Consider the following 20,044-nt stretch of genomic DNA (forward strand, 5'->3'; position numbering starts at 1 on the left):
TCTCCCCCGACCCCGGCCCACCCCCCTCGGCGAGGGGCGGGGTCAGGACAGGGAGGGGGCGGCGAGGGGGTTGGGGACGGGGGTGCCGGCGGTGCCGGGAGCGGCGGTGGAGGGGTCGGCGGTCAGGTCGACGATGCGGTTGTCGGCGTCCACGTGCACCACCCGGGGCTGCCAGGTGCGGGCCTCGGCGTCGTCCATCTGCCCGTACGAGATGAGGATGACCAGGTCACCGGGGTGCACAAGGTGCGCGGCGGCACCGTTGATGCCGATCACGCCGCTGCCCCGGCGACCCGGGATCACGTACGTCTCCAGCCGCGCCCCGTTGGTGATGTCGACGATCGCGACCTGCTCGCCGGGGAGCAGGTCCGCGGCGTCCAGCAGATCCTCGTCCACCGTCACCGAGCCGACGTAGTGCAGGTCGGCCTGGGTCACCGTGGCCCGGTGGATCTTCGACTTGAGCATGGTCCGGAGCATCGGGTTGCCTTTCCGCGATTCGTGGAGGGGTCAGGAACGCGGCGCGAGGTGGATCGCCGTGTTGTCGATCAGGCGGGTGGCGCCCACCCAGGCGGCGATCAGCAGCCGGGCCGCGCCGGAGACCGGGCCGGGCTCCAGATCGGTGTCGGTGAGCACCAGATAGTCGAGGCGGGCCTCCGGCGCGTCGAACGCCCGGTGGGCGGCGGCCAGCACCGCGCCCGCGTCGTCACCCCGCTCCGCCGCCGCCGCACCGGCGCGCAGCGCGGCGGAGAGGCTCAGCGCGGCCCGCCGCTCCGACGCGGAGAGGTAACGGTTGCGGCTGGACAGCGCCAGGCCGTCCGGCTCGCGTACGGTCGGCACGCCGACTATCTCGGTCGGCACGTCGAGGTCGCGGACCATCCGGCGGACCAGGGTGAGCTGCTGGTAGTCCTTCTCGCCGAAGAGGGCCAGGTCCGGACGGGTGAGCTGAAGCAGCTTCAGCACCACGGTGAGCACGCCGTGGAAGAAGCCGGGCCGGCTCAGGCCCTCCAGGTCCGCGCCGAGCGGGCCCGGGTCGAGCCGCACCGTCGGCGGTCCCTCCGGATACATCTCGTTCACCGAAGGCGCGAAGACCAGGTCCACCCCGACCCGGCGGCAGATCTCCAGGTCCGCGTCGAGCGTGCGCGGATAGCGGTCGAAGTCCTCGTCCGGGCCGAACTGGAGCGGATTCACGAAGATCGTCACCAGCACGCGGTCGGCCCGCTCCCGGGCGGCCCGCAGCAGCGTCTCGTGCCCTTCGTGCAGCGCACCCATGGTCATCACCACACCGACCGTGCCGGCCAGCCCGTCCCGGGCCGCCGCCAACTCCTTCCGCGTGTGCACCACGTTCACCACGAGGAGGCCACCTCCATCCCGTCCAGCACGTCCCGCAGCGGCGCCGCGTCCGCCGGGTGCAGGCGACCCGCCGCGACGGCGCGGTCCGCCGTCCGTCGGGCCAACGCCAGGTAGGCCGGCACCGATTCCGGCGCGGTCGCGGCCAGCCGGTCCAGGTGCCGGCGTACGGTGCCCGCGTCGCCCCGGGAGACCGGGCCGGTCAGCGCGTCGTCGCCGAGCCGCAACGCGTTCTCCAGGGCGGCCCGCAACAGCGGGGCCAGCACCTTCTCCGGCCGGTCCACCCCGGCGTCGCGCAGCCGGTCGGCCGCGTCGTTGACCACTGTCACCAGGTGGTTCGCGCCGTGCGCGAGCGCCGCGTGGTAGAGCGGCCGATCGGCCTCGCCCACCCACTCCGGCACCCCGCCCAGATCGGCCACCAGCCGGGCCGCGAACGGGCGCAGCTCGGCCGGGGCGGTCACCCCGTAGGAGCTGCCGGCCAGGCGGGACAGGTCGTCCGGCGTACCGGTGAAGGTCATCGCCGGGTGCAGCGCGAGCGGCCGGGCGCCGGCCGCGGCGGCCGGGGCCAGCACGGCCAGCCCGTGCGCGCCGGAGGTGTGCGCCACGACCTGCCCGGGGCGCAGCGCGCCGGTGGCGGCCAGGTCGGCGATCACAGCGGCCAGGGCGTCGTCGGGGACCGCCACGAGCAGGAGGTCGGTGGCGGCGCGGGCCACGGCGGGAGCGGGCCGGTGCGGGGTCTGCGGCAGCAGCAGCGCCAACCGGGCCCGCGAGGCGCCGGACGCGCCGGACGCGGCGACCACCAGGTGACCGGCGGCGGCGAGGGCCGCGCCGAGCACGGCGCCGACCCGGCCGGTGCCGAGCACACCGACGGTGAGGGTACGGGGAAAGGCGAGCGGGGCGCGGTGGACCCGCGGGCGCAGCGGTGCGCTCATGGCAGCGATCCAGTCCTCGAAGGGGGTACCGGTCGATGGCAAGTATGCGCCGTGGTCACGGAGCCGGGACAAGAAGGTGTGAAAACCTTCACCGGCGCGGGAGGGCTGGCGCACCGTAGCGGTCCGCCTCGTGTCCGGTCACCGTAGGGTCGGCACGGTGACGTGCCTGGAACGAGGAATGAATTGACGGTGCTGCGCTGGCGTGACGCGATGGAGACCGCGCTCTACGGGCCGGACGGCTTCTTCGTCTCCGGTCCGGGGCCGGCCGCCCACTTCCGCACCAGCGTGCACGCGTCCCCGGTGTTCGCCTCCTGCCTGCGGCACGTCCTCACCGCGCTCGACCTCGCACTCGGCCACCCCGCCCGGCTGGACGTGGTCGATGTGGGCGCCGGGCGGGCCGAGCTGCTCCGCGCGCTGCTCGGCGCCGTCGTGGCGACGCCCACCGAGCCGTCGCTGGCGGAGCGGATCCGACTCGTCGCGGTGGAGAAGGCCGCCCGCCCGGCCGGCCTGCCCGCCGAGATCGAATGGCGGTCCGACCTCCCGCCGGAGATCACCGGTCTGCTGCTGGCCACCGAGTGGCTCGACAACGTCCCCCTGGACGTCGCCACCCACACCGCCGACGGCTGGCGTCACCTCCTGGTCGACCCCACCACCGGCGCGGAGTCCCCCGGCCCGCCACTCTCCCCCGCCGACACCGCCTGGCTGACCCGCTGGTGGCCCCGCACCCCGACCCCCACCTCGTTGATCAAGGAGTTTGCGTCGGGCGGAGACCCCGACCAGGACGCAAACTCCTTGATCGACGAGGGCGGGTGGGGGCGGGTGGAGATCGGACGGGGGCGGGACGAGGCGTGGGCGGAGGCCGTGGGGCGGGTACGGCGGGGGGCGGCGCTGGCCGTCGACTACGGGCACCTGCGCGACGCCCGGCCCGTGGACGGGACGTTGACCGGGTACCGGAACGGGCGGCAGGTGCCGCCGGTGCCGGACGGGTCGTGCGACGTGACCGCGCACGTCGCCATCGACTCGGTCGCCTCCGCCGGTGAGCGGGTCGCGCGGTGCGCGTACACCCTGGTGTCGCAGCGGGCGGCGGTGCGGGCGCTCGGGGCCGACGGCGGGCGACCGCCGTTGAGCCTGGCCTCGGAGGACCCGGCCGGCTACCTGCGGGCGCTGGCCACCGCGTCGGCGGTGGCCGAGCTGACCGACCCGACCGGCCTCGGCGGGCACTGGTGGCTGTGGCAGCCGGTCGGCGTCGACCTCGCTCCGCTTCTGGCACGATGACGGGCATGACCACGGACGCCGGCGACCTCCGCGAACTGACCGTCGGGACCGGCGCCGGCGGTGAGCAACTCGGCACCGACATGGTGCTCAACATCGGGCCGCAGCACCCGTCGACGCACGGCGTGCTCCGGCTGCGCCTGGTGCTCGACGGGGAGCGGGTGGTCGCCGCCGAGCCGATCGTCGGCTACATGCACCGGGGCGCAGAGAAACTCTTCGAGGTACGCGACTACCGGCAGATCATCGTGCTCGCCAACCGGCACGACTGGCTCTCCGCGTTCTCCAACGAGCTGGGCGTGGTGCTCGCGGTGGAACGGCTGATGGGCATGGAGGTGCCGGAGCGCGCCACCTGGCTGCGGATGGCGCTGGCCGAGCTGAACCGGGTGCTCAACCACCTGATGTTCCTCGGCTCGTACCCGCTGGAGATCGGCGCGATCACGCCGATGTTCTACGCGTTCCGGGAACGGGAGACCATCCAGGCGGTGATGGAGGAGGTCTCCGGCGGCCGGATCCACTACATGTTCAACCGGGTCGGCGGCCTGAAGGAGGAGGTGCCGGCCGGCTGGACCGGTCGCGCCCGCGCCGCCATCGGCGAGGTCCGCCGCCGGATGCCGGACCTGGACAACCTGATCCGACGCAACGAGATCTTCCTGGCCCGTACCGTCGGCGTCGGCGTGCTCTCGGCGGCCGACGCCGCCGCGTTCGGCGCGTCCGGGCCGGTCGGCCGGGCCTCCGGCCTCGACCTCGACCTGCGCCGCGACGAGCCCTACCTGGCGTACGACCAGCTCGACGTGCCGGTGGTGACGAAGACCGCCGGGGACTGCCACGCCCGGTTCGAGGTGCTGCTCGACCAGGTGTACGCGTCGCTCGACCTCGCCGAGCAGTGCCTGGACCGGGTGGACCGGATCAGCGGGCCGGTGAACACCCGACTGCCCAAGGTCGTCAAGGCGCCCGAGGGGCACACCTACGCCTGGACCGAGAACCCGCTCGGCATCAACGGGTACTACCTGGTGTCGCGGGGCGAGAAGACGCCGTGGCGGTTGAAGTTGCGCACCGCCTCGTACGCGAACGTGCAGGCGCTGTCGACGCTGCTGCCCGGTTGTCTGGTGCCGGACCTGATCGCCATCCTCGGCTCGATGTTCTTCGTGGTGGGCGACATCGACAAGTGAGCTGCGGCGCGGCGACGCCGCCCCGCGCGTCGGTGTGTCGGTGCTGTCGGCGTGGGCGTCGTGTCAGCGCCAGCGGTCGGCGGTGTCCCCGGGCGGAGGGCCGTAGCCGTCCGGCTCCGGGCGACGCCACTCCGGCCCGGGCTGCCGTTCCGGCCCGGGTTGCCGCCACTCGGGCTGGGGCTGCCGCCACTCCGGTTGGCCGCTGCGTTGGGTCGGCGGTCGCCACGCGTCCGGCATCGGCACCCCACCGGCCGGTAGCGCCGGCTGGCCCTCCCCCGACCAGCCGCCGCCCGGCGACGGCTCCCGCTCGTACCGCGACGCCCCGACGTCGTGGTACGCCGCCTCGCGGTCGTGGTGCGCCGGCTCGCGGACGTGGCGGGTCGGGCCGGTACCGTCGTGGCCGGGTGGCGTGGGCGTGCCGCGGACGGAGGCCCACCGGTCCTCGATCCGGTACCCGGTGCCACCGCCGTCGGCGTGCACCGCGGCCCGCCGCTCCCCGACCCGGACCTCCCGTCCCTGACCGTCGTCGCGGACCTCGGCCCAGCGGTTGCCAGCCCGCAACTCGGACCAGTGGCCACCGTCCGGCTCGCCGACCGCCGCGCGGCCGTACGGTTCGGGCGACGCCGTCCGCTCGGGCGTGCCGGTCGGCGGCCAACCGGCCTCCGCGAGGGACGGCCGACCGGCCCGGTCGTCGGTCGACCCGGACCAGGGGCGTTGCTCGTCCGCCGGCCGGCCCGGCCGCGAGCCGGTCGACCAACCGTCCTCCGCCGGCCGCGCCGGCCACCCCCGGGCACCGCCCGCGGCACGGCCGACGCCGGCCCAGGGGTGCTCCCGCCCGTCGCCGGTGCCGGTGCCGGTGCCGGTGCCGGTGCCGGTGCCGGTGCCGGTGCCGAATTGTCCGTCGCCCGGTGGGTCCGGCCGGAAGCCGCCAGCCCGTCCGCCCTCGTCCCGCGAACCGGGCCACGCCCCGCCGTCCCGCGCGCCGTAGTCCCGCGCGCCGTCGTCTCGTGCACCCGGCCATGCGCTGTCGTCCCGGGCAGCGGGCCAGGCACCGCCGTGAGCCCGCGAACCCGGCCACACGCCGCCGTCCGGTCCGCCGTCGTCCCGACTGTCGGGCCACGCCCGCTCCGGGCCGGACGACGGCGATCCGGGCCAGGCGTCCGGCCCGGCACCCGGCCAACCGGCGCGCGCGTGGTCGTCCCCGGCCGGCTCACGGTGGCCGGCACCGCGCCGGGCGGCCGGTTCCATGCCGGGCGGCCGGTCCTCCGCCGACGGGGACCAGCGGCCGGGGTACCCCCCGTACCGGGTACCGGCCGGGTCGGCGCCGCCGTCCACGACGGTGTGCCGCGTGGTGACGTGCACGGTCTCGGTGTGGTGGACCACCCCGACCGGACGGGATTCCGGCCGGGCAGCCGGTCCGGGTACCCGCGCCACGCCGTACCCACCGGCGGCGGCCCGTTCCGCGTCCCGCCCGGTGGGCGGCGGCTCCGTGCCGTAGCTGCCGAACTCCGCGCGCGGCCGGGCCGGGCCCGCCGCGTGGCCGCCGGACTCGGCGTGCTCGCCGGCCGGGCGGTCGCGATCGACACCGGGCGGCTCGGGGCGTGCCCGGCCCGCCGGGGCGTACGCGTCGGAAGCGGATCGCTCGGCCCGGTCGTCGCCGTGGCGGCCGGTGGCGTCCGAACGGCCGGCCCACGGCGACTCGACCTGCTGGTCGGTGCCGAAGCGACCCCCCGTCGCCGGGTTCGGCTCGTCCTCGTCGGGGCCGGCCGGATGCGCCGCTCCCGCGTCGTACGCCCCGGCGACCGGGACCCGGGCCCGTCCGCCCGGGCGGTCCTCGGCGGATGGGGCGGCCAGGCCCGCAGCCGCCGCGTCGAGCCGTCGGCGCACCGCGCCGGCCGCTTCCTCCGCCCGTCGCGCCTGGTCGAGCGCCTGGTTCCCACGCTGGGCGGCGGCCACGATCTCGGCCCGCAACTCCCGGCGGAGCTGCTCCAGCTCATCGCGCAAGCCCTCGGACACGGCCCCGTCGCCGCCGTTGTCGGCCCGCAGCGCGATGGAGAGGCCGATCAGCACGACGGCGAGGATCGCGAGCACGGCACCGAACCGGAGCGTGCCGTTGCCGTCGGCGACCAACAGGATCAGCGCCGCCAGGGGGGCCAACCCCACACCGGTCCAGAACAGGATCGTCAGTGGCGTGGGGGTGCGCTTGTCGGCGGGGGCGACCGAGGCGGGCATGGGTGAGCAGACTACCGAGAGTTCCATCGGAGTGGAACGGGTCGGCACAGTCGGATGCCCGCACCGTCGGCCGGGTCGCCGGTTCCGCCGCGCCGCCGACCGGCCACACCGGCCGGCGGCAACGGCGAGCGGTCAGCTGGTGGCGAGCGCGGCGTCGGAGGAGAAGACCAGACCGACGCTTGCGGAACCGGTCTTCAGCGCGTTCTTGGTCTGCGGGCCGCCCGCGTCCAGCGAGCTGAACGAGCCAGCCTTGAAGTCGTAGACCTCGACGAGCCCGGCCTGGCACTTCGGCCGCTGCGGGCACTCCGGCGGGCCGGCCAGCACGGTGGCCTGACCGGAGCACTTCGCGGCCAGGTCGGAGAGCGTGGAGACGCCGTACTTGTCGGCGAAGGCCTTGGTGACCGCGAAGGCGTTCTGGTCCTGCGCCTGGGACGGCTGGCCGAACACCAGGCCGGACTTGTCGCCCTCGGTCTTCAGCGCGGCGACCGTCTTCTCCAGCTCGGGCGAGGAGATCGGCTGGGCGTCCTTGCCGTTGGCCTTGGTGTTGAGGAACTCCGCCATGGTGGCGGCGTACTCCGGGACGACCTGGATCTGGCCCTTCTCCAGGGCCGGCGCGTAGAGCTCCCGGTTGCCGATGGTCTGCACCTTGACCTGGTATCCGGCCGCGGTGAGCGCGATCTTGTAGAGCTCGGCGACGGTCTGGCTCTCGCTGAAGTTGCCGGCGCCGACCGTGACCTGGCCGCCCGGCCCCTTCTCGATCCCGTCGGTCACGCCGTTGGCGCCGGCGAACTCCTGCGCCGCCACCTGGGGCGTCTTCCGGTCGACGTCGACCGCCCGGTTGAGCTGGATCAGCTTCGGGGTGTCGAGCTTCGCGGAGACCTTGTCCAGCGCGGCGACCAACTGCGGGGTGGCCGCCTTCTTGTTGATCGCGGGAAGGACGTTGTCGGTGTTCTGGAGCTTCTTGTCGTCGGTGAGGACGACGAGCTGGTCACCCGCCACCGGGGCGCAACCGGCGCCCGAGGCGCCCGCCTCGGGCGCGTCGGTGCCGGACGAGCCGGCGTCGCCGCAGCCGGTGAGAAGACCCGCCGCGACGAGGGCGCCGAAGGCCCCCGCGACCAGCCGTGAACGTGCGCGCATCAGATGCCCGCCTTCCGTGTCCCGGCGCGGCCCCTTCGGGCCGGCCGCGTGTCCGACGGGCGATCCGTGCGCCGCCCGTGAGTTCACCCAACATCCTCACGGACCGGACCGACAAATTCGGAGCGGTTTTCGTCATCGGATCGTCACCAGAGGGCCGCGCGACGGTGACCGCCGTCTCGTCACCCGCCCGGCGGCCGGATGTCACCCGCCCGGCGGCCGGGCGTCAGCCGCCGGCCGTGGCCGCCGACGCGCGGCGGTTCGCCCGCCGCCGGGCCCGCCGCAGCGGGCGCGGCGTGACCAGCCGCTCCACCACCGCGAGGACGCCCTCGACCAGCAGCGCCAGGCCGGCCACCAGGACGCCGCCGGCGATGATCTGGCCGCCGCCGGCGGCGATGTCGAGACCGAAGCCGGCGCGGATGATCTGGCCCAGCCCGCCGCCGTTGACGAAGGACGCCAGCGCGGCGGTGGCCACCACCTGCACGGCCGCGGTCCGGAACCCGGCCGCCAGGTAGGGCACCGCGAGCGGCAGCTCGACCCGGCGCAGCACCTGCCCGCCGGACAGCCCCATGCCGCGCGCGGCGTCCCGGGCCTCCGCGTCGGCCTGCCGGACCCCGGTGTACGCGTTCGCCAGCAGCGGCGGCACCGCGAAGACGGCGAGCGCCACCACCACTGAGGCGCGGCCGAACCCGAGGAAGGTCAGCGGCAGGATGGTCAGCAGCGCCAGCGTGGGGATCGCCAGCGTGACGTTGGAGACCAGCAGCACCATGCCGCCGCCCCGACCGCTGTGCCCGAGCCAGAGGCCGATCGGCCAGGCCACCAGGCAGCCGAGCAGCACCGCCAGCGCGGACATGCTCAGGTGCTCGCCCAGCCGGTCCAGCACGCCGCCGGGGTTGGTCCAGTTCAGCGGGTCGTTCAGCCAGGTCACCGCCGCCTCGACCGGGTTCATCGAGCCGACCTTCCGTTCGCGACCGCGGGGCTCCGCCGGGCTGCGCTCCGCGCGCTCACGACTGCCGTCCCCGCAGCCAGGGGGTGAGCAGCCGGCCCACGCCGGCCAGGACCAGGTCGAGCACCAGCGCCAGCAGCACGCAGAGCACCGTGCCGGTCATGATCTGCGCCTTGTAGAAGTTGTTCTGGAACCCGGCGAAGATGAGCTGGCCGAGCCCGCCCCGGCCCACCACCACCCCGACCGTGACCAGCGCGACCGTGGAGACGGTGGCCAGGCGTACGCCGGTGAGGATGCCGGGCAGCGCCAGCGGCAGTTCGATCCGGAACAGCCGGCCCCAGCGGCCGTACCCCATGCCCTCGGCGGCCTCCCGCACCTCGGGTGGCACCTGGTTCAGACCGGCCAGTGTGTTGCGCACGATCACCAGCAGCGCGTACAGGGCCACCACGGTGAGCACGGTCACCGCGCCGATGCCGAGGTAGGGGGCGAGGAACGCGAACAGCGCCAGCGACGGGATCGTGTAGAGCACCCCGGTCAGCGCCAGGATGGACGCGGCCAGCGACCGGAACCAGTACGCTGCCACCGCGAGCGGCAGCGCCACCAGCGCGGCGATCACCACGGCCCGGGCGGTCAGCCAGGTGTGCTCGCGCAGCGCGGCGAGGATGCTGTCAGAGTTGTCCCGCACGTACCGCCAGGAGAACCACGGATTACCCGGGGCGGCCCGGTAGCTCAGGTGGAGGAACACACGTGGACGTTACCCCGGAGACCCCCGCCGGTCACGGCGCCGCCTCGATCACGCTGGAGCGCATCCGCAAGCGCTACCCGGACGGCACCGAGGCGGTCCGCGAGCTGAGCCTGGAGGTCAAGGCCGGCGAGCTGGTGGTGCTGATCGGCCCGTCCGGCTGCGGCAAGTCCACCGTGCTGCGGATGATCAACCGGCTGATCGAGCCGACCGACGGGCGGATCCGGCTCGGCGACGACGACGTCACCCGGGTCGACCCGGTGACGCTGCGCCGCCGCATCGGCTACGTGATCCAGAACGTCGGTCTCTTCCCGCACCAGACCGTGGCCGCCAACGTGGCCACCGTGCCGGGGCTGCTGGGCTGGTCCCGGGACCGCACCCGGGCCCGGGTCGGTGAGCTGCTGGAACTGGTCGGGCTCGACCCGGCGCAGTTCGGCAAGCGCTACCCGCACGAACTCTCCGGTGGCCAGCGGCAACGGGTGGGGGTGGCGCGCGCGCTCGCCGCCGACCCGGTGGTGCTGCTGATGGACGAGCCGTTCTCGGCCGTCGACCCGATCGTCCGGACCCGGTTGCAGGAGGAGTTCCTCCGGTTGCAGGCCGAGGTCCGCAAGACCATCGTGCTGGTCACCCACGACCTCGACGAGGCGGTCCGGCTGGGCGACCGGATCGCGGTGCTGTCCGAGGGCGGCGTGTTGGAACAGTACGACCGGCCGGCCGCGCTGCTCGGCTCGCCCGCCTCGGCGTTCGTCCGCGAGTTCGTCGGCGCCGACCGGGGCATCCGGCAGCTCGCGGTCACCCCGGTGACCCGCGCGGTGCTCGACCCGCTCCCGGCCGGCGACACCGAGGGGCTGCCCACGGTGGCGCTGGGCAGCTCGGCCTACGACGCGCTGGGCACGCTGCTCACCGCCGGCGCCGACCGGGCCGTGGTCACCGAGGACGGTCGTCCACTCGGGCTGCTCGCCCGCACCCGGGTGCTGACCCTGGGCGCGGTGGACTGAGCCGGCCCGACCGCACCCTCGCCCCGGCCAGGCCGACGATCCCCGGCTCAGGTCAGGCCCGGCCGCCCCGGCCGGCCCGACCTGGTCAGGCCGACGATCCCCGGCTCAGGTCAGGCCCGGCCGCCCCGGCCGGCCCGACCTGGCCAGGCCGACGATCCCCGGCTCAGGTCAGGCCCGGCCGCCCAGGCTGGCCAGGCCGACGATCCAGCCGGCGAAGAAGCCGTACGCGGCGCCGGTGCTGGCGGCCTGGAACGCGGCGTAGAGCGTGCCGTGCGGCCCGAGCAGCGTGGCGAGCAACGCGCTGAGCCCGGCGGCCAGGGCGTACGCGCCCCAACCGGAGAGGAACTGGCTGCCGAAGGCCGCCACCCGGTCGACCTGCGGACCGGGCAGCAGGTAGAGCAGCGCCGCGGCCAGCACGATCAACAGGATCGCCCGCAGGTTGGTGGCGAGCATCCCCTCGTCCGCGTGCCAGCGCCAGGCCGGCCAGGCCAGCAGCCGCAGGAACCAGCCACCGGCGCCGGTCGGGTCGGTGTGCTGCTGCGCCCAGCCGACGTACATCGGGCTGCCGCCGACCGCGACGAGCAGGAACGCGGCGAGCGTGCCGGTGCCGGCGGCCGTGCCGTACCGGCTGACGGTGCGGGGGCGGTTGGTGAGGGCCATGGCACGGCCAGTTCCCGGGGCACCGCGGCGGGCAAACCTGCCCGGTCGTCGGACCGCCGCCGGCCGGCGTACGGCCATCGGGTCAGTGCTTCATCAGGTAGTCGATGAAGGCGGCCCGCAGCAGCGGCGCGGACTCCTCGTAGCCGTGCCCGGTCAGCTCGCGCCACAGCGCGTTGGCCTCGTCGATGGTCGGCCCGACGGAGTTGGGCGCGCCGTCCAGGGCCGCGGCCTCGTCGGCGTTCGGCAGGTGCCGCAGCACCGACCAGAAGAACCTGACGTCGCGACGCTCCCGGGCCAGGTGGAACGCCTGCTCGCGCAGCTCCTCGGTGGAGAGCTTGTCGAGCTCGTCGAAGGTACGGCCGCCGGGGGCAGGAGTCTCCGTCATGCCGCCGAGCCTAACCGGCGAGATCAGCTCCGGCCCGCCGGACGCCACGCCACCGGCCGAGCCCCGGCCGACGCCCGCGGCGACCAGACGGCCGGCCAACCGGGCGGTGACCGTCAGCGACCGTCGGTGTCCCAGCGTCGCGGCTCGTTCTCCCAGCGCGGCGCCTCCCAGGCGTCGACCGGGGTGTCGGTGTCCCGTACCGGCAGCACCGACGGCCAGGTGTCGGTCGGCTCGGGCCTCGGCGGCATCACCCAACCGCCGCTGATCGTGCCGTCGCCGGGCGGCCGGATCGGCGCGGGCGCGCCCGCGGCGGGCCCGGCCGGGCGGGGCCGGCCGAACGTCTCCACCAGGCGGGTGACCACCAGCCCGGCGCCGAGGACGGCGCCGCCCACCGCCCACCGGCTGACCGTCCAGCCGTGCGAGTCGGCCCAGATCTGGAACACCACCACCAGGCAGACCGCCAGCAGGGCGCCGAAGATGCCACCGCGCCGGCCGTACGCGCTGGTGCCGCCGAGCAGCACGGTGCCGACCGCCAGCACGGACCAGTCCAGCCCGGTGCCGGGCGGGACCGGGCCGTGCCCGTTCGCGGCGATGAGCACGCCGCCGAGCATGGCCAGCACGGTGGAGCCGACGAGCGCCAGCGCGGTCACCGTGGCGGCCACCGCGCCCCGCCGCCGCGCCGGGTCGGCGACCGGACGGAACCGGCCGAGCAGTCGGCGTACCGGTTTGATGGCGCCGAACAGACCGCCGAGGACGGCCACCGCGGCGAAGCCGACGAAGAGGTAGAGCGCGGTGCGGCGGGGGTCGTAGTCGCCCTGGACCGCGACCGGGGCGGTCCGGCGCTCCAGCCAGACGATCACGCCGGCCGCGGCGGCCAGGCTCGCCGCCCAGCCTGGCACGTGCAGCACCACGACGGCCAGGGCGAGCGCCAGCCCACCGACCGCCGCCACCGCCAGCGCCGGCAGCAGCGCGTCGCGGAGACCCCGGTCGCCCTGCTCGGCGAAGTGCACCGCGGCGGCCAGCGCGACCGGGCCGACCGCGAGGTTCACCGCGGCGGCCCGCAGGCTCAGTCCGGCGGCCAACGTGAGCAGGCCCAGCCCGGCCACGTCGACGAGCAGCATCTTCAGGGTGCCGCCGCGCAACGCGTCCGAATCCTCGCGCCAGAGCAGCCAGGTCACCGTGATCAGGCCAGCCAGCAGCAGGAACTCCCAGACCACGTGCACCGCGATCCGGTCCCGGCCCGGCTCGCCGTGGGAGGGGTCGTCGAAGACGTTCTCCAGCACCGCGGCGGGCACGCCGGACGGCGTGTCCGGTGGCGCCGTCCGGCCCGACTCGTCGTACCCCATTGGCCCGTGCCTCCCAGGTGGCCGCGTCCGGCCCACTCGGCGGGCGGACCGGCGGCGGCCGTCGCTCTCCGGTCGCCAGGGACGGTACCTGCGGGCGGAGACGGGGGAAACCCTCTGCTCAGCGGCGCCCGCGCGGCGTCTCCCGATCGCCCGGTTCCCGGTCCTCGTCGTCCTCCTGCTCGGGCACCCGGCACGAGCGCTCCAGCCAGAGCGCGGCGGCGACCAGGGCCAGCGCGGCGACCAGGCCGGACACCGCGGCCGGACGGTCACCGACGGCGGCGTTGGTCCGCTCCACGAAGAGCCAGCCGACCAGCCCGGCGTAGAAGCCGGCGAAGATGGCCCCGGCCAGCGCGGACGCCTTGGCGAGCACCACGAACCGGGCGACCAGGAGCGGGTTCACCGGCTCCCGGCCGGGCCGGCGCTCGACCCGGGCGCGGGTGTTGGCCGCCGCGTAGCCCTCCAGCACGGCCAGCCCGGCCAGCGTGATCACCGGCAGCCACGGCAGATCGGGGGCGAAGTCGTAGTAGAAACCGCTGATCAGCAGCCAGGCCACCGCGGCGGCGGCCAGACCGGCCACCACCAGCGTGGAGACCCGGGTCGGCCCCATCCGGAAGCGGTCGGGGTCCTGCGGGGGCCGGGCCGTACTCATGCGTCCGACTCTAGCGTCAGATCGGGCCGTGGGCTCAGTTCCAGCGCGTCGGCGGCCAGCGGCTCGGCGTTGAGCAGGTCGGTCAGCCAGCCGTGCCCGGGCAGCCGGCCGTGCGGCTCGATGTCGATCCACGGCCGCAGCACGAACGCGCGCAGGTGCGCCCGAGGGTGCGGCAGGGTCAGCTCGGGATCGTCGCTGAGCACCGGCTGCCCGGCGGCGTCCCAGACCGCGACGACGTCCACGTCGAGCGTCCGCGGCCCGTACCGGCGGGCCGGGTCGCGGGCCCGGCCGGCCGCCGCCTCCGCGGCCCGGGCCCGGGCCAGCCAGTCCGCCGGCGTCGCCGCCGGGTCCGCGACCATCACCGCCGCGTTCAGGTACGCGGGCTGGTCGGCGTCCCCCCACGGTGGAGTCTCGTAGACGCCGGAGACCAGCAGCACGTCGCCGCCGAGCGTGGCCACCGCGCCGCGCAGGTGGTCGAGGCGGTCGCCGAGGTTGCTGCCGATCGACAGCACGGCCCGGGTCACCGGGTACGCCGCATGGTGACGGCCACGTCGTGGAAGGCGTGCGGGATCGGGGCCTCCGGCTTGTGCACGGTCACCGTCGCGGCGGCGACCAGCGGCTCGGCCAGGCAGACCGCGAGGAGCCGGTCGGCGAGCGTCTCGATCAGGTTCACCGGCTCGCCGGTGAGCACCGCGACCAGCCGCTCGGCCAGCTCGCCGTAGTGCACGGTGTCGGTCACCTCGTCCGAGCGGGCGGCCGGGGCCAGGTCGAGTTCGAGCACCGCGTCGACCACGAACTCCTGCCCCTGGGCCCGCTCGAAGTCGTAGACCCCGTGCCGCCCGTGGGCCCGCAGGCCGGTCAGCTCGATCCGGTCGGTCATCGATGTCCTTCCCCGGTCGTGCCGGCGCTCGTGGTGGCCAGTCGGGGGCGGCCGGTGGCCTGCCAGACCGCGAGCGCGTCGACGGTGCCGCGGACGTCGTGCACGCGTACCCCCCAGGCGCCGGCGGCGACGGCGAGCACGCTGGTCGCGATGGTCGCGGCCGCCCGCCCGGCGGTGGGGCGCGGCTCGCCGGCCGGATCGGCGAGCAGCCGGCCCAGGTAGGACTTGCGGCTGGCCCCGAAGAGCAGCGGGAAGCCGAGGTCGACCAGCTCGGGCAGGCGGGCGCTGAGTTCCCAGTTGTGCGCGGCGGTCTTCGCGAAGCCGAGCCCGGGGTCGACGATGATCCGGTCGGCGGCGACGCCGGCGGCGAGCGCCGCGTCGACCCGCTGGCCCAGCTCGGCCCGGACGTCGGCCACCACGTCGGGGTAGGTGGCCAGGTCGCGCATGCCGCGCGAGTGGCCCCGCCAGTGCATGAGCACCCAGGGACAGCCGGCGTCCCGGACCACCCGGGCCATGTCCGGGTCGGCGAGCCCGCCGGAGACGTCGTTCACCACGTCCGCGCCGGCCGCGAGCACCGCCTCGGCGACGCGGGCCCGGCTGGTGTCGATGCTGACCGGGATGCCGGCGGCGCTCAGTTCGCGGATCACCGGCAGCACCCGGGCGGTCTCGGTCTCCGCGTCGACCCGGTCGGCGCCGGGCCGGGTGGACTCGCCGCCGACGTCGACCAGGTCCGCGCCGGCCTCGCGGAGTCGCACCCCGTGTGCGACGGCGGCGTCCAGATCGGCGTATCTGCCGCCGTCGGAGAAGGAGTCGGGGGTGACGTTGAGGACGCCCATCACCACCGGGGCGTCCGCTCGTACCAGATCGGTCACGGACCCGACAGTACCGTTCGCCAGCAGGGCTTCCGGCGACCGGGCGCGACCCGGATACGACGCCCCTGACGTGCACATTGGAACAGGCGTACGATCGGTCGTCCGGGTCGAAGCGGGTCCACTCTTCGCGGCTTGTCGCAAAGGTGGCCGGCCCGTACGCTTTGGAATTGCCCAGCATCGAGATGGCGAAGCCCGGAGGGGAGGGCCGAAGCGGGAAGAATCCGCCCAAAGCTCACCACTCTTCGTGGTGGGTGACGGACGCAGCGTCGACGGCGCTGTTCCCGTCGAGCACCATCCCGCCAGGCTTGTCCAACTGCACCATCGCGGCGCCGCCGGCCGCGACCTTTGGGGAGGTTTCCAGTGATCGCCATCGAGCTCATGGCAACGGCGTCCACCGCCGTCGACCACGCGCTCCACACCCTGGCGTCGACTCCACTCGCCGAGCCGGCTCCGAAGGGCATCGACACCGACAACGTCGTCACATTCTTCGCCAGCAAGGTCGCGCCGATCCTGCTCGCCGTGCTCGGCGTGATCTTCATCGGGCGGGCCAGCCGGGGTGAGATCTCCAAGGTGCTGACCAGCTCCGCCATCGCCATCATCGGGCTGGCCTTCATCGCCGGCGCGGCCACACTCTTCTTCGTCGGCGACTACCTGATCAACCTCATCTTCGAGTAGGGCGTTGGGCGACGATGCGGCTGCGCACCGACGACGACATCTACCGGGCTCGCCTCGTCTACCTGGGGCCGCCCGGCTACACCCTGCCCGTCCATCTGCCGTACGCCCAGTACGGCCTGTTCATGCTGCTCGTACCCCTCTACGTGTTCATCCACTGGTTGTTCACGCTCCAGGTCGAGCTCTTCCCCGCCTGGGAGATCTCGCTCGCCATCGTGACGACCTCGTTCATCTTCCGGTACGTCGACCCGGACCGGCCGGCGCGCATGGTCATCCGGACCGCGCTGACCGACTGGCGACGCACCCGGGAGCCGGCCGCCGAGCTGCGCGATCCGCGCCTCGTCGCGAGCCGGATCAGGATCCGGGAGGAACTGGCATGACCGGGCGCAGGCCGACGACGCAGACGAACGACGCGGGTGAGGCGGTCGCATGAGTCGCTCCTCCACGCCGGGTTCCCCGGCCGGACGCCCGGCCGACACGCCTGGTAACCGTGCGCGATCATTCGACTACCCACCGGACGAGGATCTGGACGAGGTCGTACTGGACCCGGCGCTCGTCACCAGCCCCGGCCACGGCCGCGTCGGCGTGTTCCAGCCGCCACGCCCGCTCGGCCCGCGCGGTGGGGACGCGCGCGAGGCGGTCCGTCCCGACGGCGACATCGACTCGCCGTTCCTCGACCTGTTCGGCGGCGCGCAGCCCCGGGTCCGCCGCCCCGCCGCCACCCCGCCGGCCCTGCCGGTCGAACCGGTGGTGGCCCCACCCCGACGCGGCGTCGGCGGCGTCGGGCGCGACGCGCTGCCGATCCCGCACCAGCCCGCCGCACCGGCCGAACCAGCGCCGCCGGTCCGGCCCGAACCGCCGGCCCGGGAGCCCGCCCCCGGCGTACGCGCGATGGAGCGACAGCGGCCGGAGCACGCGCTCGCCGCGCCCGCCGAGCCGCCCGCGCTCGACCCGCCGCCGGCGACCCGCAGCCGGGTGCCGCTGCAGGCGGGCGACCGGCTCGCGCTGCGCCCCACCACCGAGCCGGCGCCGGCAGCCGAACCCGTGCTCCCGCCGCCCGCGCACGCCGAGCTCGGAGCCGCCGCGAACCGCACCGACCCGCGGGAGCCGGCACCCGACCTGCCGGACCGGCCGACGCCGTCCCGGGAGGTCGGCCGGCCCGCGCACCGTGAGGTGACGCCGCCCCGGCAACGCTCGGCCGACCGCCGCAACAAGCCGGCCAAGCCGGCCCGAGTCCGCGCCCCGAAGATCAAGTTCGGCGATCGGGACCCGGCCGTCGAGCTGGCCATCACCGAGATCGCCGGCCACCTCACCTTCACCCCCAACACGGTCACCGCCTGGTACTGGCTGCCCGAGGTGCGCTGGGCGTTCCGCCCCGACGCGGAACGCGAGGCGTTGCTCTCGGCGATCTCCGAGCAGTACGCCGGCCTGGCCGGGTTCCGGCTGCACCTACGCCGCACCACCCGGCCCTTCCCGGCCGACGAGTGGGCGCGCACCATCGACGCGCACACCGCCACCCCGCTGCCCGACGTGGCCGGCACCGCCGGCTGGGCCGACCACCTGGTCTCCGCCCAGCGGCACCTCATGTCCGTCAACCACGCCGAGGGCCAGACCTACCTCGGGGTCACCTTCGCCCGCCGGTCGCTCGGCGACTCGCTCACCGAACGCCTGCTGCGCACGTTCGGCCGGGGCACCGCCGACGGCGAACGGCGCCGGCTGGGCCGCACCGTCGAGCAGTTCGACGAGGTGCTCGGCGCGTTCGGCATGCGCGGTCGCCGGGTCACCGCGCCCGAGCTGGAATGGCTGCTCTACCGCTCGGTGGCGCTCTGCATGGCGCCGCCCGGCGTGCTCTCCCCGATCACCAACGGCCGGTGGGAACGCGGCGACCTGCTGGCCCTCACCGAGCAGGTCGAGCGCTACCGCACCCCGTACGGCTCCACCGTGAAGCTGGTCAACCGGATGACCGGCGAGGAACGGCACGTGGCCGTGCTCGCGGTCGGCCGGATGGAACCGCTGGAGATCCCCGAGCGGCACGAGCCCTGGCTGCACTTCCACGAGCGGCTGCCGTGGCCGATGGAGCTGTCCACCCGGGTCGACCTCCTCGGCCCCAACGACTCCTTCCGGAACCTCGAACACCGGCTCCGGATGATCCGCTCCCAGCAGCTCGACTACGCCGAGCACGGCATCGACGCCCCACCCGAGCTGGAGCGGCTGGCCAAACGGGCGCTGGTGATCGGTGACGAGATGACCACCGGGCTGCCGGTCGACTCGGCCCGGGCGCACGGCTGGCACCGGATCGCGGTCGGCGGTCGCACCCGGGAGGAATGCCTGGAGCGGGCCCGCCGCCTCATCCAGCTCTACTCCCGCGAGCTGCGCATCTCGCTCCAGCATCCGAAGAACCAGGACTGGCTGGCCCGTGAGTTCATCCCCGGCGAGCCCATCGCCAACACCGGATACGTCAGACGGATGCCGGTCCAACTGCTCGCCGCCGCGCTGCCCCAGGCCGCGTCCACGGTCGGCGACCGGCGCGGCGACCTGATCGGCCGGACCGCCGGCACCTGCCGCCGCCCGGTCTTCCTCGACCTGCACTTCCCGATGGAGGTACGCGAACGCTCCGGGCTCGCCGTCTTCGTCGCCGAACCGGGCGGTGGCAAGTCCACGCTGCTCGGGGCGCTCGGCTACCTGGCCGCGCGGCGCGGCGTGCAGGTGACGCTGCTCGACCCGTCCGGCCCGCTGGCCCGGCTCTGCGCCATGCCCGAGCTGGCGCCCTACTCGCGGGTGCTCAACCTGACCGGCTCGGAACAGGGCACGCTGGCCCCGTACGCGCTGATCCCCACGCCGCTGCGCAGCGAGTTCGGCACCGGGGCGGCCGGCGACCGGGAGTTCGAGATCGCCGTCTCCAACGCCCGCGCCGAACGCCGGATGCTGGTGCAGGACATCTGCATGATGCTGGTGCCACCGCAGGTGGCCCGGGAGGCGTCCACCGCCACCCTGTTCCGACACGCCGTACGCCAGGTGCCGGCCGAGGAAACCTCCACCCTGGACGACGTGGTCGCCTGCCTCCAGGGGCTCGACGACGACGCCGGCCGCGAACTGGCGAACCTGCTGCTCGACACCGCCGAGATGCCGCTGGCGATGCTCTTCTTCGGCCGCCCGCCGGAAGGACTGCTCGGCGCCGACGCCGCGCTCACCGTGATCACCATGGCCGGCCTCCGGCTGCCCGACCTCAAGATCGAGCGGGAGTACTGGTCGGCCGAGGAAGCCCTGGCCCTGCCGATGCTGCACACCGCGCACCGGCTGGCGGTCCGCCGCTGCTACGGCGGGTCGATGGGTTCCCGGAAGCTCGTCGGCTTGGACGAGGCGCACTTCATGGAGGGCTGGCGCTCCGGACGGTCGTTCCTGGTCCGGCTCGCCCGGGACTCCCGGAAGTGGAACCTCGCCGCGCTGGTCGCCTCGCAGAACCCGAAGGACATCCTCGGCCTCGACGTGCAGAACCTCGTCTCCACCGTCTTCGTCGGCCGGATCGCCGAGGACAGCGAGATCGCCTCCGAGGCACTGCGGCTGCTCCGGGTGCCGGTCGACGACGGTTACGAGGCGACTCTCGCCTCGCTCTCCCAGGCCGACAGCGGTTCCGCCAACCGGCTCGGGTTCCGTGAGTTCGTCATGCGCGACGTCGACGGACGCGTGCAGAAGGTCCGGGTCGACGTGTCGTACGTCGACGGGCTGCTGAAGCACCTGGACACCACCCCCGCCGCGGTCGCCCAGGCCGCCGGCCAACTGCCGACCGTGCTGGCTGATCTGGAGGCGTGAC

19 protein-coding genes and 1 pseudogene are annotated in these 20,044 nt (G+C 74.8%); 6 read left to right on the forward strand and 14 right to left on the reverse strand.

Annotated features, from left to right (window positions below; genetic code table 11):
* Positions 1-42: 42 nt before the first annotated feature.
* Genes panD through C8054_RS21580 form a run of 3 tightly spaced genes read right to left on the reverse strand, consistent with a single transcriptional unit; the run spans position 43 to position 2,276 of the window.
* Positions 43-474 (reverse strand): aspartate 1-decarboxylase, encoded by a 432-nt coding sequence (gene panD, locus C8054_RS21570; protein ID WP_107159484.1) that lies wholly within the window; start codon positions 472-474, stop codon positions 43-45.
* Positions 475-504: 30 nt separating this feature from the next.
* The gene (panC, locus tag C8054_RS21575; RefSeq protein WP_107159486.1) at positions 505-1,347 is read right to left on the reverse strand and encodes a pantoate--beta-alanine ligase; all 843 of its coding nucleotides are present in this window, start codon (positions 1,345-1,347) and stop codon (positions 505-507) included.
* Positions 1,341-2,276: a Rossmann-like and DUF2520 domain-containing protein gene (locus tag C8054_RS21580; RefSeq protein ID WP_107159489.1), complete on the reverse strand. Its 936-nt coding sequence runs from the start codon at positions 2,274-2,276 to the stop codon at positions 1,341-1,343. The genes panC and C8054_RS21580 overlap by 7 nt, the downstream gene beginning before the upstream one ends.
* Positions 2,277-2,486: 210 nt before the next feature.
* Between C8054_RS21580 and C8054_RS21585 the strand changes: the two genes are divergently transcribed.
* The gene (locus C8054_RS21585; RefSeq protein WP_107159646.1) at positions 2,487-3,551 is read left to right on the forward strand and encodes an SAM-dependent methyltransferase; all 1,065 of its coding nucleotides are present in this window, start codon (positions 2,487-2,489) and stop codon (positions 3,549-3,551) included.
* On the forward strand, positions 3,548-4,717 hold the full coding sequence (locus C8054_RS21590) for an NADH-quinone oxidoreductase subunit D (protein ID WP_181570726.1): 1,170 nt from the start codon (positions 3,548-3,550) through the stop codon (positions 4,715-4,717). Before C8054_RS21585 ends, C8054_RS21590 begins: the two co-directional genes overlap by 4 nt.
* Positions 4,718-4,780: 63 nt before the next feature.
* Here C8054_RS21590 and C8054_RS21595 read toward each other — a convergent pair whose 3' ends face one another.
* The 4 genes from C8054_RS21595 to C8054_RS21610 form a co-directional block, all read right to left on the reverse strand.
* Complete coding sequence (locus tag C8054_RS21595; protein WP_107159493.1) at positions 4,781-6,949, reverse strand: hypothetical protein; 2,169 nt, start codon at positions 6,947-6,949, stop codon at positions 4,781-4,783.
* 132 nt (positions 6,950-7,081) lie between these two features.
* The gene (locus C8054_RS21600) at positions 7,082-8,086 is read right to left on the reverse strand and encodes a glycine betaine ABC transporter substrate-binding protein (protein WP_107159495.1); all 1,005 of its coding nucleotides are present in this window, start codon (positions 8,084-8,086) and stop codon (positions 7,082-7,084) included.
* A 223-nt stretch (positions 8,087-8,309) separates the two neighbouring features.
* A complete protein-coding gene (locus C8054_RS21605; RefSeq protein ID WP_107159498.1) occupies positions 8,310-9,032 on the reverse strand; it encodes an ABC transporter permease in 723 nt (240 codons plus the stop codon).
* Positions 9,033-9,087: 55 nt separating this feature from the next.
* Entirely contained in the window at positions 9,088-9,774 is a 687-nt protein-coding gene (locus tag C8054_RS21610; protein ID WP_107159500.1) for an ABC transporter permease, read from the reverse strand.
* Between the two features lie 2 nt (positions 9,775-9,776).
* Here C8054_RS21610 and C8054_RS21615 point away from each other — a divergent pair, with 2 nt between their 5' ends.
* Positions 9,777-10,769 (forward strand): ABC transporter ATP-binding protein, encoded by a 993-nt coding sequence (locus tag C8054_RS21615; protein WP_107159503.1) that lies wholly within the window; start codon positions 9,777-9,779, stop codon positions 10,767-10,769.
* Positions 10,770-10,937: 168 nt separating this feature from the next.
* Here C8054_RS21615 and C8054_RS21620 read toward each other — a convergent pair whose 3' ends face one another.
* The 7 genes and pseudogenes from C8054_RS21620 to folP all read right to left on the reverse strand — a co-directional run.
* Complete coding sequence (locus C8054_RS21620; RefSeq protein ID WP_107159506.1) at positions 10,938-11,429, reverse strand: hypothetical protein; 492 nt, start codon at positions 11,427-11,429, stop codon at positions 10,938-10,940.
* A gap of 82 nt (positions 11,430-11,511) precedes the next feature.
* On the reverse strand, positions 11,512-11,814 hold the full coding sequence (locus C8054_RS21625; protein WP_107159648.1) for a hypothetical protein: 303 nt from the start codon (positions 11,812-11,814) through the stop codon (positions 11,512-11,514).
* Positions 11,815-11,927: 113 nt separating this feature from the next.
* Entirely contained in the window at positions 11,928-13,160 is a 1,233-nt protein-coding gene (locus C8054_RS21630; RefSeq protein WP_107159508.1) for an ABC transporter permease, read from the reverse strand.
* A 118-nt stretch (positions 13,161-13,278) separates the two neighbouring features.
* Entirely contained in the window at positions 13,279-13,767 is a 489-nt protein-coding gene (locus C8054_RS21635) for a DUF3180 domain-containing protein (RefSeq protein ID WP_199199875.1), read from the reverse strand.
* A gap of 38 nt (positions 13,768-13,805) precedes the next feature.
* A complete protein-coding gene (folK, locus tag C8054_RS21640) occupies positions 13,806-14,333 on the reverse strand; it encodes a 2-amino-4-hydroxy-6-hydroxymethyldihydropteridine diphosphokinase (RefSeq protein ID WP_107159512.1) in 528 nt (175 codons plus the stop codon).
* Positions 14,330-14,689: a dihydroneopterin aldolase gene (gene folB / locus C8054_RS21645; RefSeq protein WP_107159514.1), complete on the reverse strand. Its 360-nt coding sequence runs from the start codon at positions 14,687-14,689 to the stop codon at positions 14,330-14,332. Before folB ends, folK begins: the two co-directional genes overlap by 4 nt.
* Positions 14,689-15,561, reverse strand: a pseudogene (gene folP / locus C8054_RS21650) (dihydropteroate synthase); the annotation flags it as partial. The pseudogene folP and the gene folB, both read right to left, overlap by 1 nt.
* Positions 15,562-15,921: 360 nt before the next feature.
* Between folP and C8054_RS21655 the strand changes: the two are divergent.
* The 3 genes from C8054_RS21655 to C8054_RS21665 are packed head-to-tail and all read left to right on the forward strand — an operon-like array spanning position 15,922 to position 20,043.
* Complete coding sequence (locus C8054_RS21655; RefSeq protein ID WP_091070155.1) at positions 15,922-16,236, forward strand: hypothetical protein; 315 nt, start codon at positions 15,922-15,924, stop codon at positions 16,234-16,236.
* Between the two features lie 14 nt (positions 16,237-16,250).
* Positions 16,251-16,613, forward strand: a complete 363-nt coding sequence (locus C8054_RS21660; protein WP_089157613.1) for a hypothetical protein — start codon at positions 16,251-16,253, stop codon at positions 16,611-16,613.
* 49 nt (positions 16,614-16,662) lie between these two features.
* Positions 16,663-20,043 carry an ATP-binding protein gene (locus C8054_RS21665; protein WP_107159520.1) on the forward strand — a complete coding sequence of 1,127 codons (3,381 nt, stop codon included), beginning with the start codon at positions 16,663-16,665 and terminating at the stop codon, positions 20,041-20,043.
* Position 20,044 lies beyond the last annotated feature (1 nt).

The sequence above is a fragment of the Micromonospora sp. RP3T genome (assembly GCF_003027925.1).
Classification (GTDB): Bacteria; Actinomycetota; Actinomycetes; order Mycobacteriales; family Micromonosporaceae; genus Micromonospora.